A 22,684-nucleotide genomic window follows, 5' to 3' on the forward strand; every position below is an offset into this window, starting at 1 on the left:
CCAGACGCACATGTCGGATACCGATGGCGGGGCTTCGGCCCATGATCTTGACGGCGCGGGGAAACGTCCGGTCGTCCGGCTGAAACCCAAGGCGAATGCACGCGCGATCCGGCACGGCAGCCCGTGGGTGTTCGAGAACGAGCTGGTCACCGACCGCCGCACCCGCGCGCTGGAGCCCGGCACGCTGGCCATTCTGGAAGATGCCGGCCGCGAAGCCCTTGGGCTGGTCGCCGTCAACATGAACTCGCGCATTTCCTGCCGGATGATCGACCGCGATCCCGCGGCCGAGGTTGATCAGGCCTGGTTCGCCCACCGCGTGGCCTTCGCGCTGGCCATGCGTGAGAAGATCTACGATGCCCCGTTCTACCGCCTGATCCATGCCGAGGCCGATGGCCTGCCCGGCGTGATCGTGGATCGCTTCGGCGATACGCTGGTGGTTCAGCCCAATGCGGCCTGGGCCGATGTGCTGTCCGACACGCTGACGCAGGCGCTGATGCAGGTCACCAGCTGCACGACGGTGCTGAAGAACGCCGCCGGACGGACGCGGGGGCTGGAAGGGCTCGACAACGAAAACGGGGTTCTGGCGGGCACGGCGCCGGGCGCGCCGGTGCACGTGCCGATGAACGGCGCGATCTACATGGCCGACCTGATCGGTGGCCAGAAGACGGGCCTGTTCTATGACCAGCGCCCAAACCATGCCTTTGCCGCCGGGCTGGCATCGGGCGCGCGGGTGCTGGACGTGTTTTCCCATGTCGGCGGCTTCGGTCTGGCCGCGTTGGCAGGCGATGCTTCAAGCGTACTGGCCGTCGATGGCTCGACCCCCGCGCTGGACCTGGCCCGCGGCGGGGCGCAGGCGATGGGCGTGAGCGACCGGTTCGAAACGCGCGCGGGCGATGCGTTCGACGTGATGACCGAACTGGGCGAGGCCGGGACCAAATACGACCTCGTGATCTGCGATCCGCCGGCCTTCGCGCCGTCGAAGCAGGCGATGGATGCCGGGCTGCGCGCCTATGAACGGGTCGCCCGGCTGGCGGCGTCGCTGGTCGATGCCGGGGGATACATGGTGCTGTGCTCGTGCTCCCATGCCGTCGATCTGCAGGCGTTCCGTCAGGCCTCGGCCCGGGGGATCGGGCGCGCGGGGCGGAAGGCGCAGATGATCCACACAGGCTTTGCGGGGCCGGACCACCCGCAATTGCCGCAACTGGCCGAGACGGGGTATCTCAAGGCCGTGTTCTACCGGCTGGACTAGGTGCGGCTGGTTCTGGATACCTGCGTTCTGTATCCCACCGCGATGCGGGGGCTGCTGATGGGCGCGGCGCGGCTGGGTGTGTTCCAGCCGCTGTGGTCGCAGCGGATCATGGGTGAATGGTACTACGCCGCGGCGCGTCACGGCGGGACGAGCGCTGCGATGGCCGAGGCCGAGATCGCCGTGCTGCGCGATGCCTGGCCCGGGGCCGAGGTGCCCGTGAAGGCGGGGCTGGAGGCGCGCCTGTCGCTTCCCGATCCCGCGGATGTGCATGTGCTGGCGGCGGCGATTGCTTCGTCCGCCGACGGGATCGTGACGATGAACGCCAAGGATTTCCCGCGGAACGTGCTGTCGGAGGAAGGCGTGATCCGCATCGATCCCGACGCGTTGCTGATGGACGCGCTGGATCATGATCCGGACGGCATGCGGCAGATCGCGGAGGCCGTGCTGGCCGAGGCGAACCGGCTGTCGGGCCGGTCATGGGAGATGCGCCCACTGATGAAGAAGGCGCGGTTGCCGCGGTTCGGGAAGGCCTTGGTCAGCTAAGCCCTTGCAAGGAAACCTGTAAATTTCGTCCCCGGAGCGCGAAGCGATCCGGTTCGCGCCCGACCGGCCCCGTCGTGCCGGAGGCACGCCTTCGGCGCGACGCGGGCGCGAATTGATGAGGCGTTCGACGAGTTTCAGAAGCCGTTCCCTCAGCAGGAGGCAGTACAGGCGTTTCGGCCCGCCCTCGGGTCGGGCGCGACCCTGCTGTTGGTCACAGGGTTGAACGTGTGGCTACTTCGCTGTTTCCCATCGCGCTTCCAGCGCATCCAGCGCGGCAATACGCTCTTCCGTCTTGGGATGGCTCAACAGCCACGCGGGTGCGCCGGCCATGCCGGAGCCGGTCAGGTCTCCCAGCTTCCGGAACAGCTCCTTCTGCGGGGCCACCCCGATCCCGGCTTTCGTCAGCAGCGCGGCGGCGTAGGCATCGGCCTCGTACTCGTCCCCCCGCGACAGCCGGGCGGACAGAAGCGATGTCAGCGCCGTGGCGATCAGGATGCCCACACCGGGGATCAGCCGGCCCAGCACCATCATCAGCGCCGTGCGGATCGCGTTTTGGCCGGAAAAGTCGATCATTCGCCGCCGCGCATGGCCCAGCGCGACATGGCCCAGTTCGTGGGCGATGACGGCGGTCAGCTCCTCGGCGGTGACCGAGCCCGAGCGATATTTCTCGTAGAACCCCCGGGTCAGGAAGATCCGCCCGTCGGGGGCGGCAAGGCCGTTGACCGGCTGGATCTCGTAGATGTGGACGGGCACGCGTTCGACATCCAGCGCCCGGGCCAGCCTGTCGGTCAGCTTCTTCAGGTGCGGATCGGCCAGCGGCGTCGACTTCGCGTCAAGCTCGCGATGGGTCCGCCAGACCGAGAACCGGTAGTAGGCGAGCCCGTAGAGAATGGCGAGCAGGATGGGCATGAACTTCAACATGTCACAGATATGGGCCGGCAAAGGGGCGCCGGCAAGCGCGTGATGCTTTCACAACACGGCGATTGACGGTATCGATGGTCCAGAGATCCCTTGTTGAAGCGGGACAGAGGCAGAGCAGATGCAAATTTCAAGACGGATATTCGTGAACGGGCTGGCCGCGGCGGCTGCCGTGGCGGCCCTGGCCGCGTGCGGCGGCGGCGGGGGCAGCATATCGAATGCGCCCGACAAGACATGGGCTGCCGTGCCCAATGCGGGCTACGACGCCTGGCTGCAGGGCTTCCGGGGCAGGGCGGCGGCACGGGGGATCAACGCCTCGGTTCTGGACCCGGCGCTGGCCAGTGCGGGCTATCTTCCGGGCGTCATCGAACGCGACCGGAACCAGACCGAATTCAAGCGCACGCTGGAAGACTACCTGGCCATCGCCGCCAGCCCCGAACGGGTGTCGGACGGCAAGAAGGAACTGAACCGCTACAACAACGTGCTGAGCCAGATCGAGGCGCGCTACGGTGTCGACAAGGAGGTCGTCACCGCGATCTGGGGCGTGGAAAGCCGCTATGGCACGCGCCGCGGCTCGGCGCCCGTGATCTCGGCCCTGTCGACGCTGGCCTATGACGGACGGCGCGGGGAGTTCTTCGAAAGCCAGCTGATGGGCGCGCTGAAGATCCTGCAGACGGGCGATACGACACCGGCCAAGATGAAGGGCAGCTGGGCCGGCGCCATGGGGCACACCCAGTTCATCCCGACCTCGTACCTGGCCTATGCCGTCGATTTCACCGGCGATGGACGGCGTGACATCTGGGATGCCGATCCGACCGACGCGCTGGCCTCGGCCGCGAATTACCTTGCCAAGGCCGGCTGGCGGACGGGCCAGCCCTGGGGGGTCGAGGTCGTGTTGCCCGCGGGCTTCGATACCTCGGTCGCAGGACGTGGCCGGAACCGCAGCGTGGCGTCGTGGAACGCGATGGGGGTGCGGAAGGCCACGGGCGGGCAGGTGCCGGATTACGGTTCGGCCTCGCTCCTTATCCCGGAAGGGCCGTCGGGCCCGGCCTTCGTGGTGTTCCGGAATTTCGAGGTGCTGGCGCGCTACAACAATGCCGTGAACTACGTGATCGGTGTCGGGCGGTTGTCGGATCGCCTCGGCGGTGCGGGGCCGCTCGTGGGCAGTTTCCCGGATGACGAGTACGGGCTGTCGATCGAGGACCGGAAGGCCCTGCAGGCCGGGCTGAACGCCAAGGGCTTCGATGCCGGCACGCCGGACGGTGTGATCGGATCGAAGACGATTTCAGCGATCGAGGACTATCAGCGCGCCAACGGTCTGGCCGTGACGGGGCAACCTTCGGTGACGCTGGTCCGGGCGCTGGGGTAGGGCGTCAGCTGGTGCAACAGCGGTTGGCCGGGGAGTGGTGCATGGAGACCACGCACCCTACGGCCAGCCGCACCACTTGGGAATAGGATGGCATGCAGGGCCAGTTTCACTTCGCCTACAACGTAACCGACCTTACCGTCGCACGGCACTTCTACGGGGAGGTGCTGGGCTGCCCCGAAGGCCGGTCGACCGACACGTGGGTCGATTTCGATTTCTTCGGCCACCAGATCTCGCTGCATCTGGGGGACCCCTTCGCCACCGCGCCCACGGGCCATGTGGGCAAACACATGGTGCCCATGCCTCATTTCGGCGCGATCCTTAGGGCGGAGGATTTCAAGGCCCTCGCCGCGCGACTGGACGGGCACGAGATCGATTTCGAGATCCCGCCCACGCTGCGGTTCCCGGGTGAACCGGGGGAGCAGTGGACGATGTTCCTCCGCGATCCTTTCGGCAACCCGATAGAATTCAAGAGCTTCACCGAAGCCACCTGAACGCGACAGCGGCGCCAGCGGGGCGCCGCTGTCCGTTTTACACGGGCCAGCGCCGGCGTGGGATGTCGCCGCGGGTCAGGCCCACGTCCGCCAGCAGGTAATCCGGCATGTCCTGCAGCCTGCGATAATCGCGCCGCATCTTGGCGGCTTGGCGCTGTGCGGCCCAGAGGCGGGCAAGCGTGCGCCGGACAGAGGTCCGGGGCGCGCGGAGGGTGGTATCGGTCATGAACATGGTCATTGGAAAAATCCTTTCGTCTCGGCATCTCACCACAGAACGTCCGCCAGGCGGCGGTCATCCAGATGGGACGGGCAGTGGGGGGTGTTTGCGGCAACCGGTGCGGGCGGCTGCGGCTTTCCAAACATCGCCAGCGCGCTTTCGCGGCTGTGGTGGACGGAAAAGAGGTGCGTGAAGCTGACCTTGCGCAGCCAGCTTTCCAGTTCGGCATCGGCCACGATGCGGAAACTGCCGCGGCCCGCGCGCACAAGGCTTGCGGCAATCACAAGCCCCCGGAAGCCGGTCCGGGCGATGGTCGTACCGGGCGCGCAGTCGACCAGCATGTCGCGCCGGCCCTTTCGGACTTCAGCGACCAGCGCATCGCACAGATCGCCGGTAGACTGTCCGTCGAAATGGCCGGACAGGTGGACGATCGTCATGTCGTCCATTGGCTCAAGTTCAATCGTCATGGTGGAGTGTCCTCCAGAAAGTAGAAAAACGCCCGGCCCCTTCTTTGCGGGGGCTGCACGGCTGCTTGAAGTGGCTGAATGGTCGTCCCGCGGGACGGTCGCCGGGCAAGACCGGTCGACGATCCGCTTTTGGAGGGCTACCGTTGACGCCACCGTTGTAATGACGGTTGTTTCAGCGAAACCGCAGCGTTGTATTCCGCCGGCCGGCCTGGCGGGGTAAGGTTAACCTTTATTGATTTCGCCCTTTGACAACGTCAGGCAGTCCCTCATGAACTCCGGTGTTTCGAGTATCTCTGTCCTGGGCGAACTGCGCGTCTGCGATTCCGCGGGCGAGGTGGCCCTGCCCGCGTCTAGGAAGGCGCGGGCGCTGCTGGCGTTCCTGGTGACCACCGACCGGCCACACCGTCGTGAACGGTTGTGCGAGATGTTCTGGGACCTGCCCGACGATCCCAAGGCCGCGCTGCGATGGGCGCTGAGCAAGCTGCGCAAATCGGTCGACACGCCGGACCGGGTGCGCATCATCGCGGATCGGGAGAGGGTGCGCTTCGACAGCGACGGATTGCAGATCGACCTGCGCGACATTCGCCGCCAACTGCGGGAGGGCCCGGACGCGCTTGGCCTGAGGGCGCTCGAGCAGGCGGCGGACCTTCTGGGGTCGGTCGTGCTCGATGGGCTGGACGGGGCCGGGGACGATGCGTTCGGATCGTGGCTGATGGCCGAACGGCAGGATGCCGCCGCCGACCGGACCGAGGTGCTGCGCCGGCTGGTCAACCACCCCGAGGCATCGCGCGCGGCGGCAGAGAAATGGTCGAGGCTATGGCACGCGGCAGACCCCGACGCCGCCCGGGCCACACCGGCCCGGCTGGCGGCCGTCCCGGTGCCGGAAACGGCCACCGAATTCCCGCCCGAAGACCGCCGCGCCCATCTGCGTGAGCAGCAGATCGGATTCTGCCGGTCACCCGACGATGCCACCATCGCCTATGCCGCGGTGGGCAAGGGGCCGCCGCTGGTGAAGGCCGCCAACTGGCTGACCCATATCGAACACGACTGGAACACGCCCATCTGGGGCGCCTGTTTCGCCGACATCGCCCGCGACAGGACCTTCGTGCGCTACGACGAACGGGGCTGCGGGCTGTCGGACTGGGACGTGGGCGCGCTGGATTTCGATGCCTTCGTGACCGATCTTGAAACGGTGGTCGACAAGCTGGGGCTGGGGCGGTTTCCGTTGCTGGGCATCAGCCAGGGCGCGGCGGTTTGCGTGGAATACGCCGTGCGCCATCCCGACCGCGTGTTGGGGCTGATCCTGATCGGCGGCTATGCCTCGGGCTGGCGCCACCATGCCACTGCCGAGGAGATCGCCCGGCGCGAGGCCGTCCGCCAGTTGACCACCGTCGGCTGGGGCACGGAGAACCCGGCCTATCGGCATATCTTCTCGCAGACCTTCATGCCCAGTGCCTCGCCCGAGGATCTGCTGTGGTTCGATGAATTCCAGCGGCTGACGACCTCGGCCGAGAATGCCGCGCGGTTCCAGGACGCGTTCGGCGAGATCGACGTGCGCGACCGCTTGCGCGACATCCGCGCGCCCACCATCGTGCTCCACGCGCTGGGGGACCGCCGCATCCCGGTAGAGCAGGGGCGTTTCATCGCGTCGGAAATTCCCGATGCGCGGTTCGTGCCGCTGGACAGCGACAACCACGTGCTGGTCGAATACGAACCCGCGTGGACCGCCTGTATGGGCCATATCCGCAGCTTTCTGGCCGATCACGGGATCTGATCGCGTCCGATAGCGCGCCTCGTCATATGCGTGTGCCAGAATCCCGGTTGCCCGCTTAAGCTGCGCGGCGGACGCAGCGTCAGCCCGATTGTCGATGAAACCGAAATTTGTGGCTGAAGAACCCGCTTAACAATGCATCGTGCGGCGGCTACCTTTTGGAAACCGGCGCTTTCTATGCTCAACCGAAGGGCGCCGTAAAAACACCACGGGCCGTGGCTCGGGCGCGCGCATCGCGATTGTGTCTTGCCCGACCGCAGCGATCCCTGCCCGACGTATTATGCCTGCGGAGGACCTGCGACATGGCCAAGACCAAACCTGTTGTCGTCAATGACACAACGCTTGAAATCACGCTGTCCCCGACGCTTCAGAAGACACTGAAGCATCCCGGCGTCGATGCCTATGCCGTTTTCTTCGACGCGAACGGATCCCCCAACTGGACAACGCTTGTCGCCAACGGTGCGATACAGGGCAGCGGGGTTCGTGACGTCGTTTTGACCAAGACGGTCAATGGCACGTTCCAGGAAATGAAGGCCGGCAAGGTCTACATCCTGATCGGATCGGGTTCCGACATCAAAACGGCCGTCAAGAAACAGAGCGACATCAACTGGGACAACGCGAAGTCGCACGACTTCCGATATGATAGCCTTGAGGTCACGCTGCAGAACAGTGCCGACGACAAGGCCAACCTGACGTCCATCGACGGGTTCGGCCTGCCCATGCAGCTGGAGGTGCCTTACGAGGGCGGCAGTTCGGCCAGTGTGGGCTACAAGATCGACGCGTCCACGTTGTTCACCAACCTGCAAAGCGCGGCCACACAGGGCACAGCGGTGGACAAGTACACCAAAGGCCCGCTCAAGGGCCAGGACCGCATGGCCATTTCGCCCACCGTCGCCTTGCCCGAAGGGCTGGACAACTACAGTGCGTCGGACTGGGATGCCTATATCGACATCCTGAAGACATCGAACGGCGACATCGTGATTTCCGGTTTCTTCAACGGTGCGCCGGATGCCAATGGCATTTACCACAATAGCGGCTACTACGCCTATTCGCTGGAATGGAGCACGCCGGAGTCCGTGTTCTGGCTGACACCAGAGGAGTCGAGCCAGATCAAGGGCGATATCCAGCTGACCGAGGCGGATCTCGCCAACAGCATCTATTCGACGCTGGGAAATGCCGGCGTCTACAATGGGGGAAGCCCCGCGCCGTTCGAGATCGAAAACCACAATGCGATCTTCAACAGCAATGGCTATCCCGCCACCATGAACACGGGCGAAAACAACCAGTGGGGCGCGGTGCTGGCGCAGTTCATCACCGGGTTCACGGGGGGCTACTACGGTCAGAAAGCGAATTCAATCAATGGTCAGGACACGACCGAGATCGACCTGAACACGAACACGAACTGGGATCCGACCTACGCGTTCGGCGAATACACGGCCTCTGGCGCACCGACGTTCTACGATCACTATTCGCAGGCCTTCTTCAACATCAGCAATTCCTACGGGTCGGGCTATTCCGACGCTCTGATGTCGCAATATCAGGAAGGCGGACCGCTTATTTCGGTGTCCGAGCCCAACCCGGCAGATCCCAAGAACGTCCCGACGCTGAAGCTGACGATCTATGACGATAGCGAAACGCCGGACGGGTATACCCCGACGAAGATCTATAATTACGTGGCGCCCAAAGGCGACGACTACACGTCGTCGGCCGCCGGCGACACCAACACCTCGGGGGCCTCGGTCGGGTTCAACTTCCAGAACGCCGACATGATCCTGAAGGACAACACGAAGATCACGCTGGAATTCTACGCCGGCAAGACTGCCAAGGGTAAGGAGATCTGGGATTCGGTGACCATCGATCCCGGGACGGATTCGCTGTGGCAGCAATGGGGCATCACCGCCGCCAATGGCAAGTATTCGGTCAGCAAGCCCGGGATCGACAAGACCGAAGGCTATATGCTGATCACCAATTTCCCGGGCGTGGATGCCGGCGTGCACTGGACCAGGATCACGGTCGGTGAGCCGGGCACGGCGGAGTCCAAAACGTTTAATCTTTACACCACGACCAACGGAACGGAGTTCGTCAATCCGCTCTACGAGGGTCAGGAAGGCGTGCTGGGCGTCGACGGGCTGGCAACCATTTCACCGTCGCAAGTGACGGGGAAGGGCACGATCACGTTCGACGTCAACTTCATGTATTCGACCACGTCGACGCTGCCGCCCGAACTGCTGGAGTTCAATACCGCCCAGAATTTCGCCACCCCCGCAGCGCCCGTCGTGGGCGTGATCGACCATGCCCTGTTCTTCGGGTTGGAGGGTCAGACCAGCATGACCAATCCCGTCGCCACGGCGACGAAAAACGCAGAGCTTGCGTTCGGCTGGACCGGCGACAACGATTTCCACGATACGAACACGATCAACACCAAGACGTGGATCGAAGGCTACACCAACAAGATCGGCGCACTGAACTTCGCGCAGGTTTCCATGGTCAAAGCCGGCGCAACCACCGCGGCGACACCTCTGGTGACGACGGCCGATCTGGACGGCGCGTGGACGACGACTCCCACGCATGTCGGCAACGGCACCTACGTTGTCACGATGAAGGAATATCTGGCCAGCGACACGTCCCAGACATCGGCGATTGGCAAAGAAAGCAGCCCGCTCACCCTGACCGTCGACGTGGCCGAGATGAAGCTGGGTGCGGCGCAGGGCGGGCAGGCGCTGAGGCTTGCGGCCGGTAACGGAGCGGGCGACGGGATCGACGGCAACTGGATCAGGATCGGGGCCCAGGAAACCCCGTCGGAGTCCGGGGCCGCCGTCGCCGTGGTGCTGACGGACGCCAGCGGCGCGCTGGTCCATGCCCGCACGGGGCAGACGGGCGACGTTTCGGTCGAAGACGCAACGCTGACAACGGTCGGCGGCCTGTCGATGCAGGGCGGGTCGGGCCTGAAGGGCGCGCAGAGCGTCTACCTGCCGACCGAGATGCACCTTCGTTTCATCTCCCTCGCCGCCGATGACTGGGACAGCGAAGCCCACGACGCCACCGTGACCACCCGGGCCAATGGCAAGGCCGTTGTGCAGGTCGGTGATCACCGGCTCAGCGCCCAGGTCGACAACACGCTGTCGGGCGCGGCGTTGCTGGCCGATGCGCAACGCCAGATGGGCGAACCCTTTGTTTATGTCCAGAAGGGCCAAAAGATCAAAGTTGATCTCGCCGGCGATGCCGAGGGCGGCAATCGCATGGGCTTTGTCCGGGTCGACATCGACGCGACCGACGGCAGCTGGTCGGTGGGCGGCGTCGAGCACGGCAAACGCGGCTTCAATGCGGCCGTCCGCGACAGCATGGACGGGGAATTCCTGGTCCGCGGCCGCGGCACGTTCGAAACCTCCGACTTCTGGACCGTCACCGGCGAGACCGGCTATTACACCCCAGTCCTGCTGACCCGTTACGGCGACGTCATCTTCTCCCCGGCCGAAAACGGCGACGCAGGCGACGGCGACGCCCTGCGCCTGATGGGCCAGAACTTCTTCGCCTTCGAGGACGGCGCCGGCACCCGCGATCACGACGACCTGACGGCGCGGCTGACCCCCCTGTCGCCGATCGTCGACGACACGCTTGAGGGGAAGTCCCTCGTGCCCCTGTTGATGGACGACCGGGCGGTGGTTCGGGCGGGCGACACCTTCGTCTCGCGCCTGCCGGATGACGGTGCCACGGATCACGGACTGACCCTGCTGGCCCAACCCGGCGATCCGGCGCACCTGAAGATCGCGGGCAAGGCCGTTTTCCACGGCACCGACGGCGTGAAGATCGATGGCGGCCCGGCAAGCGTTGTCGTGAAAGACGGTGGCAAGCTGGTTCTGCGCGGCGATGGCGATGCCCTGCACCTGAGCGATGGCGCGGGCCCCGTGACGATCCGGAACGACGGCGTGATCCGGGGCGATATCTCGCTGGGCACGGGCGACGATACCGTCCGGGGCTCGGGCGTCTTCGACGGCGAAGTCTACCTCCGCCGCGGCGGGGATACCTTCATCGGCACCGACAACGACGATGTCGTCCGCGGCAAGATCGGCGCCGACCTGATGCGTGGCCGCAAGGGCGACGACACGCTGCTCGCCGGTCGCGGCCGGGACGAAGCCCATGGCGGCGCCGGAGACGATCTGCTTCACGGACGCCGCAAGAACGACATGCTGTTCGGCGGCAAGGGCGACGACGAAGTCCGCGGCGGCCGCGGCAACGACGACCTGCGCGGCGGACCGGGCAACGATGCGGTTTACGGCGGACCGGGCAACGACATCCTGAACGGCGGTGCAGGGAACGATGTCCTGAAAGGCGGCGCCGGCGCGGACGTGTTCGTGCTGCAATTGAAGAACGGCTCCGACCGGATCAAGGATTTCAAACTGTCGCGCGACAGCATCGATCTGAGCGCCCTTGACCTGGCTTCCGCCGAGGCGGCCGATCTCGTCGCCGCCGCCATGGGCAAGGCGGGGGGCGACGCGATCCTCCTCGACCTTGCCGACCTTGGCGGTCAGGGCTCCGTCCGCTTCAACGAGCTGGACCTGGACCAGGCATCTGAGATCGAGTTCCTGTTCTAGGCAAGCCGATCGGCCCGTCCGGCAGCGGCCGGGGCAAGCCCATGCCTTTACGGTGGCCGCCCCAGGCCATACGGGATCCGCATCGGCGGGTCCTGTCGGGTTTCACAGTTATCCTGACCTGCTACTGGGCTTTCATTCAGCCGCCACCGGGGCCCGGATGTTGTTGATCCGCCCCAACGGTGGACCGCCCGAAGGCAGAGTTTTCGGGGGCAGAGCAGGCAGAGCAGAACCTGCAAGGTAAATGCCTCCAGTGTTTTTGACAGCTCACCTGACGAGCCGCATCCAATGGCCATCGACGCAGAATCCGCCGTACAAGGTTTTGACGTCTTGTCGAATGGCGACCATTTCCGAAGATTGTTTCGAAGACAATTTTCCCGCGCAATCGGTTCGGTTCGGCCTTCTCGGGAAAACCGATGGACGCCCTTTCGCCCGGATCAGACAGGCCTGAGACTGATCTGAAGTGCCGTCAGATCGATGTTTTCTTTCGACGTGTCGATGTTTTCGAGAAACGCCATCAGGTCGTCCTGTCGGGGTTGACCAAACGCCAGACGGTACACGGCCACCGAGCGTTTGAGCCAGCCGAGAAGGGCGGATTCGCGACTGTATGGCAGCGACAGCGCGTAGCGTTCGATGTTGGTTTCGCCGTCCAGAAGCCAGAACGGTTCCATGTCCCCGGGGCGTTCTGCATGCAATAGGGCCATATCGAACATGCTGCGCCACGGATCGGCTGTCGCGTCGGGCGCGCCAAGCGCGTGGACAAACCGTGATGCCAGGTTCAGCCTTACGGCATGGTTCTTGTACCGGTGAACCCGGCCCTCGCGTTGTTCAAGATCGACAGGGTTCGACGGTAGATTCCAGTGAACCAGCCTGTGGCAGTAGGGATGGAAATCGAGCCCCTCCTGCCCGACGGACGTTGACGCAAGCACAAATGGCTTGAAAGGGGAATTGAAGGCCATCCGGACCGTATCGGTCCTTTGTGCGCCGTCTTCCTGTCCTTTCTGTAGCAGGCGGGTTGCAAACCGGCCTCGCATCTTGATTTCCGAGGTGATCTGAAGTCGGTCGCCTTTGGTTCGGTATCGCTTGATGTCGATTTGCGCGGGCTTGAGCGAAAGTGCCTCGTCGATCTTTTCTGCAAGGGCCGCGACCGCAATGCTGGGCGCCTCGTCCATCAAACCTTCGGATTCGAGCAGAACATGAAGATATTCATCGAGAACGGATTGAAGATCGTGATCGACACAATGCGTTAGCACGGATTGCCAATAGACATCATCGGTGTCCCCACGCAGCAGCGCCTGGCTTTCAGGTTGGTTGAACAGGCCGCGGAAGGCCATTCCGATCCGTGTAGCCGCACTCAGCATCTCCGGATCGTCCAGCGCCAGCCCGGGAGCGACGCGGCTCAGGGCGCGCAGGGCACAGGTGGCGGGGCTGCCCAGGGCAAGCTCCGTGACGTGGCTCAGCAGGCTTTCTGCATCGGGTTGTCCGTGCAGCACATCGTTTCTGGCGGCTTCGCTGAGCGCACCGAGGTGGTCATGCCAGCCGTCCTGACCATCCGTGCGGACGATGTCGGCCAGGATCTCGCCCTTTGCAAGCCAGGCGTCGAACGATCCATGCCCGATGTCCAGCGCGGCCGCGCAGGCCCAATCCCAGGTCATTGCACGTTCGGCGTCATCATCAGTCGTCCCCGTCAGACGGTTTCGCAGGCCGCTCAGCATGCCGCCGCGCTGGACAGGTTGCAGGCGTTTGCCCAGATCCCTTGCCAGATCGCGCAGGCGGGCGGACGCCTCGGTGCGCATTTCCCCCGCGTCCGCAATGGAGCCGACCGTTCGGAAGACATCCAGCGGATCGACCGCCGCCGCCAGCGTGGGTGACGGTATCACGAGGGGCAGGGCGCGTAGCCCCGTCAGGCGATTGTTCGATTTGACGCGATAGAACCGCAGGGGCTGCGAGCTTTTCTCGAAAGCCTGCGAGAAGGGATGCTTCTGCCGATTGCCCATACCGACCGCGCGTTCGCAATCATAGGACAGGAGGGCGGCAATGGCGTCGGGGACCATCGCCCACTGCGAGAAGATCAGGACCTTGCTCGCCGTTACACGTGGCCCGAAATAGGGCATGCTGGGCGGCATCCAGAGCCGTCGGGCCATGTCATCCCGGAAGGCGATCTCCTTCAGCGCGCGCATGCGGCCGTTAGTGTCCGGGATGGGCCGGTAGGCTTCGATCGCGTCGGTGTCGATCTGCGCCGAGCCGGCGTTCCTGATGGCGCTCAGCAGAGCCTCGCCGGGCTTGTCCTTGAGATGGTCGAGACGCTGGCCCAGCTTGTAGTCGCGCAGAAAGCTCAGCAGGTAGGGGGCCGACTTCCAGTATTCGACCGTTCCGGGGGCGTCCGCTGCATCCGCGACCCGTGCTATTGCCCGCGCTTCCAGCAGATCTTCCGGCTCGATGGTGACCGGCACATCAACGTCCCGCATCATTGCATCCCGTTCCGTGGTTTCGGCGACGCGTTCCGTGCGCGCGATGACGCTGCGCAATGTTTTCTCGACCCCGGTCTTGATCGCGCATGCCTCGTCGAAACTGCCGGGCAGGCCCTGCATGGCCAGCCGGTAGCGGCGCATTTCCGTTTCCAGTCTCGCGCGGATCTGGGGCCCGTTCTCACCGAACAGAAAGCTCAGGACGTCCAGGAACTCGCGGTAGTGATCGCCGGCATCGGCATCGTCATCGCGCAGGGACAACATGCGATAGGGCGTGGCAGAAAGCAGCAGCACCTTGGACTGGTTGCCGTCTGGATCCACCGCGTCGAACAGTTTCCGTGCAAGTTCGGCGGCTTCGCCTTCACCGTGCAGAAGTTCGGTGAACCTCTGGAATTCATCCAGAACGATCAGGTCCGGCTCCAGCGCCTCCGCGCTTTCGCGGGCCAGGATCGTCCGAAGGTGGCCGACGATGGTTTCGCGTCTGCGGTTGAGATCGGTATCGTTTCCCTTCAAGCCCTTGTAGCACTGCGCACATTCGTCAAGTTCCCGCAACAGGTCGGCGCGGCCAGATATGGCGCGCTGAAAGCGGGCAACGATCTGCGGCTCGAGCGGTTTTCTGTCGATCTCGGCTCTGGTTTCGCGCCACCCTTTCGCACCCGCGTAGCCTTGCAGCATCTTCGCCACGGCTTTGCGGTCCTCCAGCAGGTCCCACAGGAGCCGCAGGATCAGGGCGCGCTCCTGCTTCATGCCGCCTCCCTGCTTGAGATCCAGCGACGTGCCGGGCGTCAGGCTGAAGAAGTTCACGCCCTCCTCCTTGATCCCGCCGGTACGTCCCAATTCTACGGCGAGCATGGTGAGACGTGTGGGCAATACCCGCGAGCGTTCGCCGCCCAGCACATTGAGCCTGGCCACGTTCTGTTTCGCGATGGCGCCGTTGGAACAGATGTAGACGATGTCGATACGCGGGACGGTGTCCTGCAGCGCCTCGATTGTTCGGGCGATCACGCCGCGTGCGACCATCGTCTTGCCCAAGCCGACTTCGTCCGCGACAAGGAAATGCCGGACTGCGTCGGGGTCGGACAGGAGGCGCCGCGAGACATAATCAACCGTCTTGCGCTGGAAGGCCTTGAGCGGACGGAGTGCCTCTTCCGCCGAAAAACGGTCCGTCATCGTGTCTCCTCCGGCATGACGGACTTAAAGGTCTGCCACAGGTCCAGAAATTCATCTGGAATGACTTCGCTTCGCCCGGTTTCGGGATCGCTGAGCCGGGTGACAAGCCTTTCGATGTCGCGCAACTGGCGGCCGTCTCCGGCCAGAGCCCGGACCATGTCTTCGAGTATCGGGGAATCGTGGCCGGTGCCGAATACGCCCGCAAGGGTCCCGCCCTGGCCTGCGGCGAACAGGGTCTTGGCGGCCTCGGAGACATCGCCCAGCAAAAGGCGAACATAGCGCAGGAAGGCGTCGCGGTTTTCGATCAAGGCGCGCAGGATCTCGGCCGTGCGGGCTTCGGGCAGATCGACCAGCTCTGTTCCAAGCGTAAAATCCTGTTCCATGTGGCTGTCTTCATCCGTCAGCCGGATACCGATCCAGCGTGTCACGTCCTTCAGTGCCAACCGTGCCAGCAGGCGTTCGCTTCCATCGATGGCGTCCACGACGATCCCGTTTTCGATACCCGTGACGATGGGCCAAAGACGCACCGACATGCCTTCGGGAATGCGCACCGCCGTCCGGGCCGATAGATGCAGCCTGATGCGCCCCTCGTCCTCTTCCTCGCAACGCAGGACCGGATCACCGGCCGCCAATGTGCGTCGGAGCTCATCCAGACGCTTCTCCGCCGCGATCTCCGGTTCGGACGCGGGGGGATCGAAGGGAACGAATTCGCGAAGGAAGCGGCCCAGCCGGTCCGGTGACATCTGGTCTTCCACCGACCCCAGATCGCGCGTGTAGCCGGACAGGGTCGCGAAGACCTCCACGTTCTGGCCACCGAGCAAGGCAGGGGTGGTCGCGTTGCCCGAGCCCATGGTGATCTCGGTGCTGGAATAACGCTCGGTCATGAAGGCCTTGGCGTGAAGGCCACGGGCCGGAACGGATGCCATGCCGGTGTCTTTGGTGTCTTCGGTTTCTTCGCCGTCCTCGGTCTCGGCCATTTCATCCAGCACGTGCACCTTGCCGAACTGCGCCAGCGTCTCGGGCTTGAGACAGGCCAGCTCCTCTCCCCGGCTCAGAAGGCAGGCCCGGGACGGGTCGACACCGCCGCACAGGGCGATCAGCGCGCCATCGGTCACGAAGGGCGAAATGATACCAACGGTTCCACCGATCCGGGGCCGCCAGACATCATCCGTCAGACCGTTCACCGCGAAGCTGATCTTGCGGATGTGCTCGGGATGGTCCCACTCGGCACGCTCAAGGTCATCCGCAAGGGATGTGACCATGGCGGTCACATGATCCGGCGCGGGTCGACCGGAGGAAAGGCCGGGCAGGGCGCGGACAAGCGCGACCAGCGGGGCGTTCTGCGCCTTGGCGGTCGAAGACGCCTCGCCGTCCAGCGACAGAGACAGATCCCACGACGCATCCGTCGTCAGGTTGCGCGACAGAAGCGCCAGCCGCAGATGTGGACGGCCACGACCGCCCATCGGCGTGAAGCGCAGAAGCCAGAGCTTGGGATGAAACGCGCCGCCGCGCGGGGCTGTCACCTCGGTCACGGTATCTTCCAGAAGGGCGGTCAGCCGATTGGCGCCTTTGGGCACCGCCTTGATCCGTCCGGCTTCGCAGAAGATCGCGATGCGGGCGGACAGGCGCTCCAGCCCTTCAAGAAGGGCAAGCGGCGTGTCCAGGGTCTCCTGCCGGTTTTCGGCCGCATGGAAGGCCAGCGTGGCGGGCACCACAAGCGCGGTTTCGAAATCCAGCGTGTAGGTCGTCGCCACCGCGGCATCCAGATCATAGCCCGCGGGGGCGCGCAGGATTTCCGCGTACAAGGCGCGATTTTCGGGGTCCAGCGCCGTGTTATCCTGCATGAACAAGGTCCTTCAGGTGGTTCGAGACGACGGGTGTCCAGCGATAGTTGAGAGGCGCCGTGCCCGAAGCGCCGCTCCACCGCATCAGGGCGCCGTCATTTCGGAACCGCGATTTCGGTCCTTTCAGCCTGACCTCTCGATCGCGGACGAGCGCATGGGCCTGGGCATTGTCGAGGACCCGCCCATCCACCTGCAGGACGATATCGCGCCAGTTTTCTATGAACCGGCGGCTGTGCGGTTTGACGTCGTGGGTCGTGGCCTTTGACAGGAACCACAGATCTGAAAGGTCCCAGTCGGCAAACAGTCCGACAGGTGTCTCCTCGGCCCAGCTCTCGATGCTTTCGGCATAGAACGCGCTTCGGTCATGCCAGGCCGAGCCCTCCATTCCCTGCATGTCCGCAGCCTTGCGCGACAGCATCAGGTTGTAGAGCAGAGAAGCGCCGTGCATCAGATGCGAAAACCGTTCGGCATGATCCACGATGGTCCGGATCTCGTCCGGCCAGCTGGCGCGCGCCGGGTGTTGCCAGATCATGTCGCACTCCGGGGCAGAGGTCTGGCGGGACAACAGCGCATAAAGGCTGGCGGGCGCGGCTTGCGCCAGCCGGTCACGCAGAAAACCGGCCTCATCGGCGGACAGCGCAAAACCCGCCGCACTTCTGGACGAGGCCAGGAAGTCTTCGGGCGCGGGTGGCAAGCCTGGAGCCCACAGCGCGCCCATCTCGGCCGGGGTCGCTTCAAGGCACGCAGTGCGACTGCCCTGGAACCTGCGGATACCCAGGGTCAGAAGTCCGGCCCAATACACATCGCTGGGCATTCGTTTCAGGTTCTCCCGTGCGGCGCTGCCGATGACGTTCTGCGTCTCGCCGCCGCGAACCAATGCCTCGATAAGACGGATCTCGAGCGCGCGGGCATGATCGCGGCGGGCGGCCGCCGTTCCTTTCTGCGATCCGGCCATGCGGTAGATCCAGGGCACGAAGAACATGTAACGCAGCCGCGTCTGGATGGTCGAGGTGCCGGGGAACATCAGGTCCGCCAGCGAATCCCGCACCGAACCAAGGCCTAGTTCGTCACGGCTGTCTTCCTGCCCGAACAGATCCATGATCCGGCGGGTCCGATCCCGGTCAGCCTGGTCGAAATCGATCCATGCGAGAAATGACATCAGGCAAGTTCCCTGGTTGTCGAATGCGCGATGGACAGTGTGCCTTCGCTCATCCAGTGGATTGCGACGCCATCGACCGGTTTGTCGGGCCATTCCGCCCGGACCATGGCCGCATAGGTGTCAAGCTGCGGTTGGTAGGTCGCAAAGCGCGCATCGGGGTCGGGGCAGGGCCCGGATTTGTGGTCGACGATCAGCAGACCGTCGGGACCTTCGGCCAGACAGTCGAGGATGGCGTTGGTCTGTGACCCGTCGGCGTCGATCTTCTGAAGCGGCAATTCGAAGTGCAGCCGGTCATAGCCCCGGTCGGCCAGCCAGCGGGTCAAAACCTGAGCCTGCATGGCGATCTGCGTGATGGCACTTTCCGGAAGGCCGGTGGCGGCGCGAATGCGATCTGACAGATCCGGCCGTTCGCCCAGGACCCGGAAGGCAAGGTGCCATGCGGAGCCCCGCTCGGCCGCGCTGCCTGTGCGGGTCTCGGCCACTGCCTCGGCCAGCTTGACGGTTTCCGGCGGCGCGGCGCCCGACGGCACAGGTTCGGCCTGAGACGACGGCCTGCGCCGCCACGGCGAGCGGGGCGCATCGGATAAGGCCTGCGCTCGTCCGAAGCGGGGATGTGTTTCGCCCGTTCCTGCGGCGGGTCCCGACGGCGCGTCGGAGAGGCCTTCCGCCACGCGGGCGTCGAACCGGTGGCCATCGACGGTCAGCGTATCGCCATCGGTTTCAAAGCCTGCCCGGTCACGCAGCAGATCGACCATGCGTTCGGCGTTGTCCCTTGGTCTGGACCGTTCCCGGGGGAGGACCATGATCAGCCGATCCCGCGCACGGGTCAGCGCGACGTACAGCTTGCGGGCGGCGTCGCGTTCATCTTCGGGGCGGCGCGCTTCGGTGAAGGGCTCCTGCGATTCCGGGGCGGCGAAATCGGGCAGGAACCCCAGCCCGGCGTGTTCCAGAGCATTGTCTATGTCGTCGAACCCGTCGAAGTCGGCACGCAGGGTGCCTGGATGTTCGTTTATGGTCTTTTCAAGCCCGGCGACCACGGTGATCGGCCATTCGCGCCCCTTGGCCGCGTGCCAGATGCAGATCTCGATCCCCGAGGACGACCAGCCATCCGGATCGGGATGGCGATCCCACTCCTTCGCGAATTGATGCAGGATCCAGCCCAGAAAGACCTGCGGGCCTGCACCGTGAAATCCGGCGGCGGCCCGCAGATCCAGCGCCATGGCATCGAATTCCTGCGCCTCGGCCTCAAATCGGGCAAGATCGGCCAGCGCCTGCGCGGGTTGCGCCAGCCCCCCGGCCCAATCCCGAAGACCACCGGCGTTCAGGACGGCTGCAAGGGTTTCCGCCACGGGGCGGCTTTCAAGCCCGTCGTTCAGGGCGCGCAGGGGGGCCAGGGCGACATGTGTGGACAGCACTCCGTCGATGGTGTTGCGCAGGGCGTCCTCCAGCCCCATGCGCGGGGGCCCGAGCGTCAGCCAGGTGAGCGAGGCGTTGAGATCATCGGGATCGGAGGCAATTGCCAGTGCGGCGCGGGCGGCCCGCATCGCAGGAGAGGTCAGCCAGCCGTCCTGCTGGATGCGCACCGGCAAGCCATGGTCTCCCAACGCGGCAGCGGCGGCGCTGGCCTTGTCATGGGTGTAGGTCAGCACGGCAATATCGCCGGGGCGCGCGGGGCGCATTTCCCCGCTCGCCGTGTCATGGACCAACGTCCCGGCATCGAGAATGTCGGCAACGCGGTTGGCGATACATTCCGCCGATGTATCCTTCCTGCCACCCGGCAAGTGCATGATTTCGAGAGTGGTCTCCCCCGTCGCCCCGCGCTGCGGCGCCAGCGGATCGTAGCTGTCGAACAGCGAGGGCCCGAGCGTGTTGACCATCTCCATGATCCGCGCCTCGGACCGCCAGTTGCGATCCAGCGGCTTGACGGCTTCAGGATGTGCCACCTGGAGAGCTTCGGACAGGCGCGGGTCGGCGCCCTGAAAGCCGATGATGGACTGCTTGGTGACGCCGACGATCAACGCCCGCCTGGCGCCACGCGCAAGCTGCCACAGCAAGGCGAACTGCACCGGGTTGCCGTGCAGAGGCAGGTCGCCATGATCGCCCGCAAGGTCGAACTCGTTGTGCAGGATCTCGGCCCCCGTCTCCCGCAGGAACCCGACCCAGGAGGTGCAGATCTCGCGTGCCTCTTGCAACAGGCTGCGACGTTTTTTGGTCCAGGCCGCATCCGTCAGCCAGGGGGCATAGAGCTGGATCACTGAGTCCAGCACAGCGGGGACCGTGGCGTCCAGGGAGGCGTCGTCCGGTATGGGGGCGCCTTCAAGAAACACGTTTTCGAGAACCTTGTGCATCAATGTGCCCAGGGTCATGACGTCCAGCGTCTCGGGCGCCCAGCTCAGATCTGTCGCGCCCAGCTCGTCCAGCAACCAGCCCAGCGGGCTGACCAGAAGTGTCTCCAGACGTGACGGAGAATGCGGCAGCGGCTGACACTCGGGCGTTTCGCGCAGGCGCAGCAGGTCGACGCCCGGCCGGTCCGGCGTTCCAAGTCCGCGCTGGATGTGGATCTGCCCGTCCCGGGGCAGGTCCGGCGCGCCACCCGAGGGGACGGGCGCAGGGCGATGGGCGGCGACCGGCCAGTCTTCGGGCGAGGTCGAACGAAGGTCCCGGACCAGATCTGCGGGCTCCTTCGCGCCGAGCATATGCGCGATCAGGGCCAGCCCGGTCGAGGGCATCAGGCGATCCCCTCGCAGATCGAGGGCGGGCACCAGCAGCGTGAGGCCTTCGGTGGCAGCACCCAGCTGGCGGCGGAACAGCTCCAGCCCGCGGGCAAGTTTCTGACGCCGTCCGTGCAGCAGCAGGCCGGTGTCGCGGATGGCGGCGATCTCGGCTTCGGTAAAGAACGGGTCCGATCCCGGCAGGCGCGGCCAATGCCGCCCGGCCATGCCGAGCACGATCAACTGGCGCGCCGGTCGCCACGGCAATGCGGTTTCCGTGAACAGCGACACGCCTTCGACGAAGCGATCGTGGCCCTCTGACGCGATAGGACGCGGGGCGGCGAGGCGGCGCAGAAGCGGCCAGTCGATGCTGTCTGCGGTGACGGCTTTCAGCGCGGCAATGCGGGGGTGCAGCCCGGCTTCGGGGACAGCGCGCGCCACGACGCCCAATCTGGCAAACAGTTGTTCCGGCGTGCTGCACGGGCGCAAATTATCCAGCACCTCGCGCGCGGGTCCCTCCCGGTCAGAAGCAGTGCGCGACCATCCGCGGTCGATGACGTCGCGCGCCATCTGTAGTCCTGTTTCCAGTGGCCACGGCATCGAGGGCGAGACAAGGAGCGACGCGAAAGCGGTCCGCGGGGCAGGGCCGCCCAAAAGGACAAGCAGAAGCGAAAGCAGTTCCCCTGCGCCATCCCGGTGCGCCGGCTTCACGGGCAGTCCTGATAGCGGCAGTCCGACCCGGTCGAACGCCTCGGGCAGTGCCAGCGCATAGGCGGTGGTGTCACGCACCAGCAGGCCGATCTCGCCGGGATGATCGGCGGTGCCGTCATCCAGCATCGCGCGGGCGCGGGCCGCGGCGAATTCGGCCTCCTCGTGTGGATCGCGCAGCCCGTAGCAGGTGACAGAGCCATCCGGCGTCTTCGTCCCGAACTGGCGCCCCAAGTGATCCTGCAGGTGCAGAAATGCCTTTTCGTTTGCGGCCAGCGGGCCATGGGGATCGGTATCCACGTCACCGTGATGCGCCCGCAGAGTCTTTGCCAACGCCGTTTCGGCCACGTCTGCGAAGGGGCAGTCGGCACCGATCAGCGGCAGCGGTTCCAGCGCGACCGCGGCCGGGCTGCGCAGAACATGGCGCCATGTGTCCAGCGGTCCGGGCAGGGCGCCAAGTCGGTCCCAAGGATCGCGAAGCGCTGTCAGATGTGTCCGGGCGCGGCCCAGGGGCAGGCGCTCGGGCGCAAGATCCGCCGGATCAAGCCCCGACGTGGCGCGCGCGACCGAGATCAGCCCGGCCTCCACCGCTTGCGCCGTTTCCTCTGGCGCGGCGGCGAAACCGTCGGACCAGGGGGCGCCCGGGCCAAGATGATCCGCCAGTGTCAGACCGGCGTTGCGCGGCGCCAGATAGACCTCTGACAGAAGATCATCCGTGACATGACGCACCGCGCCGGTGACCGGAGAGCGTGTCAGCAGGGGATCAATGCGCATCGGCTGGCCTTTCGAATCGTTAACAAGGTATTGTCACAGCAGGCGTGTAGTGGGTGACGAAAACTGTCATGCCCACAAGGGCAGGGCCGGAACGTTTCTGCGCCGCTATGAACTCTCGTCTGAGCACAAGATCCACTCAGAGAATCCGCGGAGACGCCCCATCATCTTCAACTCCATGGCGCGCAGGTTGATACGGCTCGCCGCCGTGGTCGACTGTTTCAACCGGCGCGGCCTGT

The 22,684-nt window shown here is 65.1% G+C and carries 13 protein-coding genes; 6 read left to right on the forward strand and 7 right to left on the reverse strand.

The annotated features are described in order from the left end of the window. The first annotated feature begins 10 nt into the window (after positions 1–10). Positions 11–1,249 (forward strand): RSP_2647 family RNA methyltransferase, encoded by a 1,239-nt coding sequence (locus D4754_RS15205; protein ID WP_121065075.1) that lies wholly within the window; start codon positions 11–13, stop codon positions 1,247–1,249. Beyond that, a complete protein-coding gene (locus tag D4754_RS15210; protein WP_121065077.1) occupies positions 1,250–1,792 on the forward strand; it encodes an RSP_2648 family PIN domain-containing protein in 543 nt (180 codons plus the stop codon). Positions 1,793–2,023: 231 nt separating this feature from the next. Here the strand turns inward: D4754_RS15210 and D4754_RS15215 are convergent, their stop codons facing one another. Continuing rightward, on the reverse strand, positions 2,024–2,713 hold the full coding sequence (locus tag D4754_RS15215; RefSeq protein ID WP_121065079.1) for a M48 family metalloprotease: 690 nt from the start codon (positions 2,711–2,713) through the stop codon (positions 2,024–2,026). 118 nt (positions 2,714–2,831) lie between these two features. Between D4754_RS15215 and D4754_RS15220 the strand changes: the two genes are divergently transcribed. After that, complete coding sequence (locus tag D4754_RS15220) at positions 2,832–4,079, forward strand: lytic murein transglycosylase (protein ID WP_121065081.1); 1,248 nt, start codon at positions 2,832–2,834, stop codon at positions 4,077–4,079. 92 nt (positions 4,080–4,171) lie between these two features. Further along, on the forward strand, positions 4,172–4,570 hold the full coding sequence (locus tag D4754_RS15225) for a VOC family protein (protein ID WP_121065083.1): 399 nt from the start codon (positions 4,172–4,174) through the stop codon (positions 4,568–4,570). Between the two features lie 37 nt (positions 4,571–4,607). On the opposite strand, the gene D4754_RS15230 is transcribed toward D4754_RS15225, so the two are convergent. Both D4754_RS15230 and D4754_RS15235 read right to left on the reverse strand, forming a co-directional pair. Next, the gene (locus tag D4754_RS15230; protein ID WP_121065085.1) at positions 4,608–4,808 is read right to left on the reverse strand and encodes a YjiS-like domain-containing protein; all 201 of its coding nucleotides are present in this window, start codon (positions 4,806–4,808) and stop codon (positions 4,608–4,610) included. Between the two features lie 26 nt (positions 4,809–4,834). Then, positions 4,835–5,254, reverse strand: a complete 420-nt coding sequence (locus D4754_RS15235; protein ID WP_121065087.1) for an STAS domain-containing protein — start codon at positions 5,252–5,254, stop codon at positions 4,835–4,837. Positions 5,255–5,522: 268 nt separating this feature from the next. On the opposite strand from D4754_RS15235, the gene D4754_RS15240 reads away from it, so the two are divergent. Further along, the gene (locus D4754_RS15240) at positions 5,523–7,028 is read left to right on the forward strand and encodes a bifunctional AfsR/SARP family transcriptional regulator/alpha/beta hydrolase (RefSeq protein ID WP_121065088.1); all 1,506 of its coding nucleotides are present in this window, start codon (positions 5,523–5,525) and stop codon (positions 7,026–7,028) included. Between the two features lie 299 nt (positions 7,029–7,327). Further along, a complete protein-coding gene (locus tag D4754_RS15245) occupies positions 7,328–11,617 on the forward strand; it encodes a calcium-binding protein (RefSeq protein WP_121065090.1) in 4,290 nt (1,429 codons plus the stop codon). A gap of 434 nt (positions 11,618–12,051) precedes the next feature. On the opposite strand, the gene D4754_RS15250 is transcribed toward D4754_RS15245, so the two are convergent. The 4 genes from D4754_RS15250 to D4754_RS24400 are packed head-to-tail and all read right to left on the reverse strand — an operon-like array spanning position 12,052 to position 22,448. Continuing rightward, on the reverse strand, positions 12,052–15,252 hold the full coding sequence (locus D4754_RS15250; protein WP_121065092.1) for a helicase-related protein: 3,201 nt from the start codon (positions 15,250–15,252) through the stop codon (positions 12,052–12,054). Continuing rightward, positions 15,249–17,096 carry a phospholipase D family protein gene (locus tag D4754_RS15255; RefSeq protein WP_121065094.1) on the reverse strand — a complete coding sequence of 616 codons (1,848 nt, stop codon included), beginning with the start codon at positions 17,094–17,096 and terminating at the stop codon, positions 15,249–15,251. Before D4754_RS15255 ends, D4754_RS15250 begins: the two co-directional genes overlap by 4 nt. Further along, positions 17,086–18,255 carry a DUF6361 family protein gene (locus tag D4754_RS15260; RefSeq protein WP_121065096.1) on the reverse strand — a complete coding sequence of 390 codons (1,170 nt, stop codon included), beginning with the start codon at positions 18,253–18,255 and terminating at the stop codon, positions 17,086–17,088. Before D4754_RS15260 ends, D4754_RS15255 begins: the two co-directional genes overlap by 11 nt. Then, positions 18,255–22,448 (reverse strand): PD-(D/E)XK nuclease family protein, encoded by a 4,194-nt coding sequence (locus D4754_RS24400; RefSeq protein ID WP_240453898.1) that lies wholly within the window; start codon positions 22,446–22,448, stop codon positions 18,255–18,257. The genes D4754_RS15260 and D4754_RS24400 overlap by 1 nt, the downstream gene beginning before the upstream one ends. Positions 22,449–22,684: the final 236 nt, after the last annotated feature.

Origin of the sequence: Chachezhania antarctica (assembly GCF_003646465.1) — a bacterium.
Taxonomy (GTDB): domain Bacteria; phylum Pseudomonadota; class Alphaproteobacteria; order Rhodobacterales; family Rhodobacteraceae; genus Chachezhania; species Chachezhania antarctica.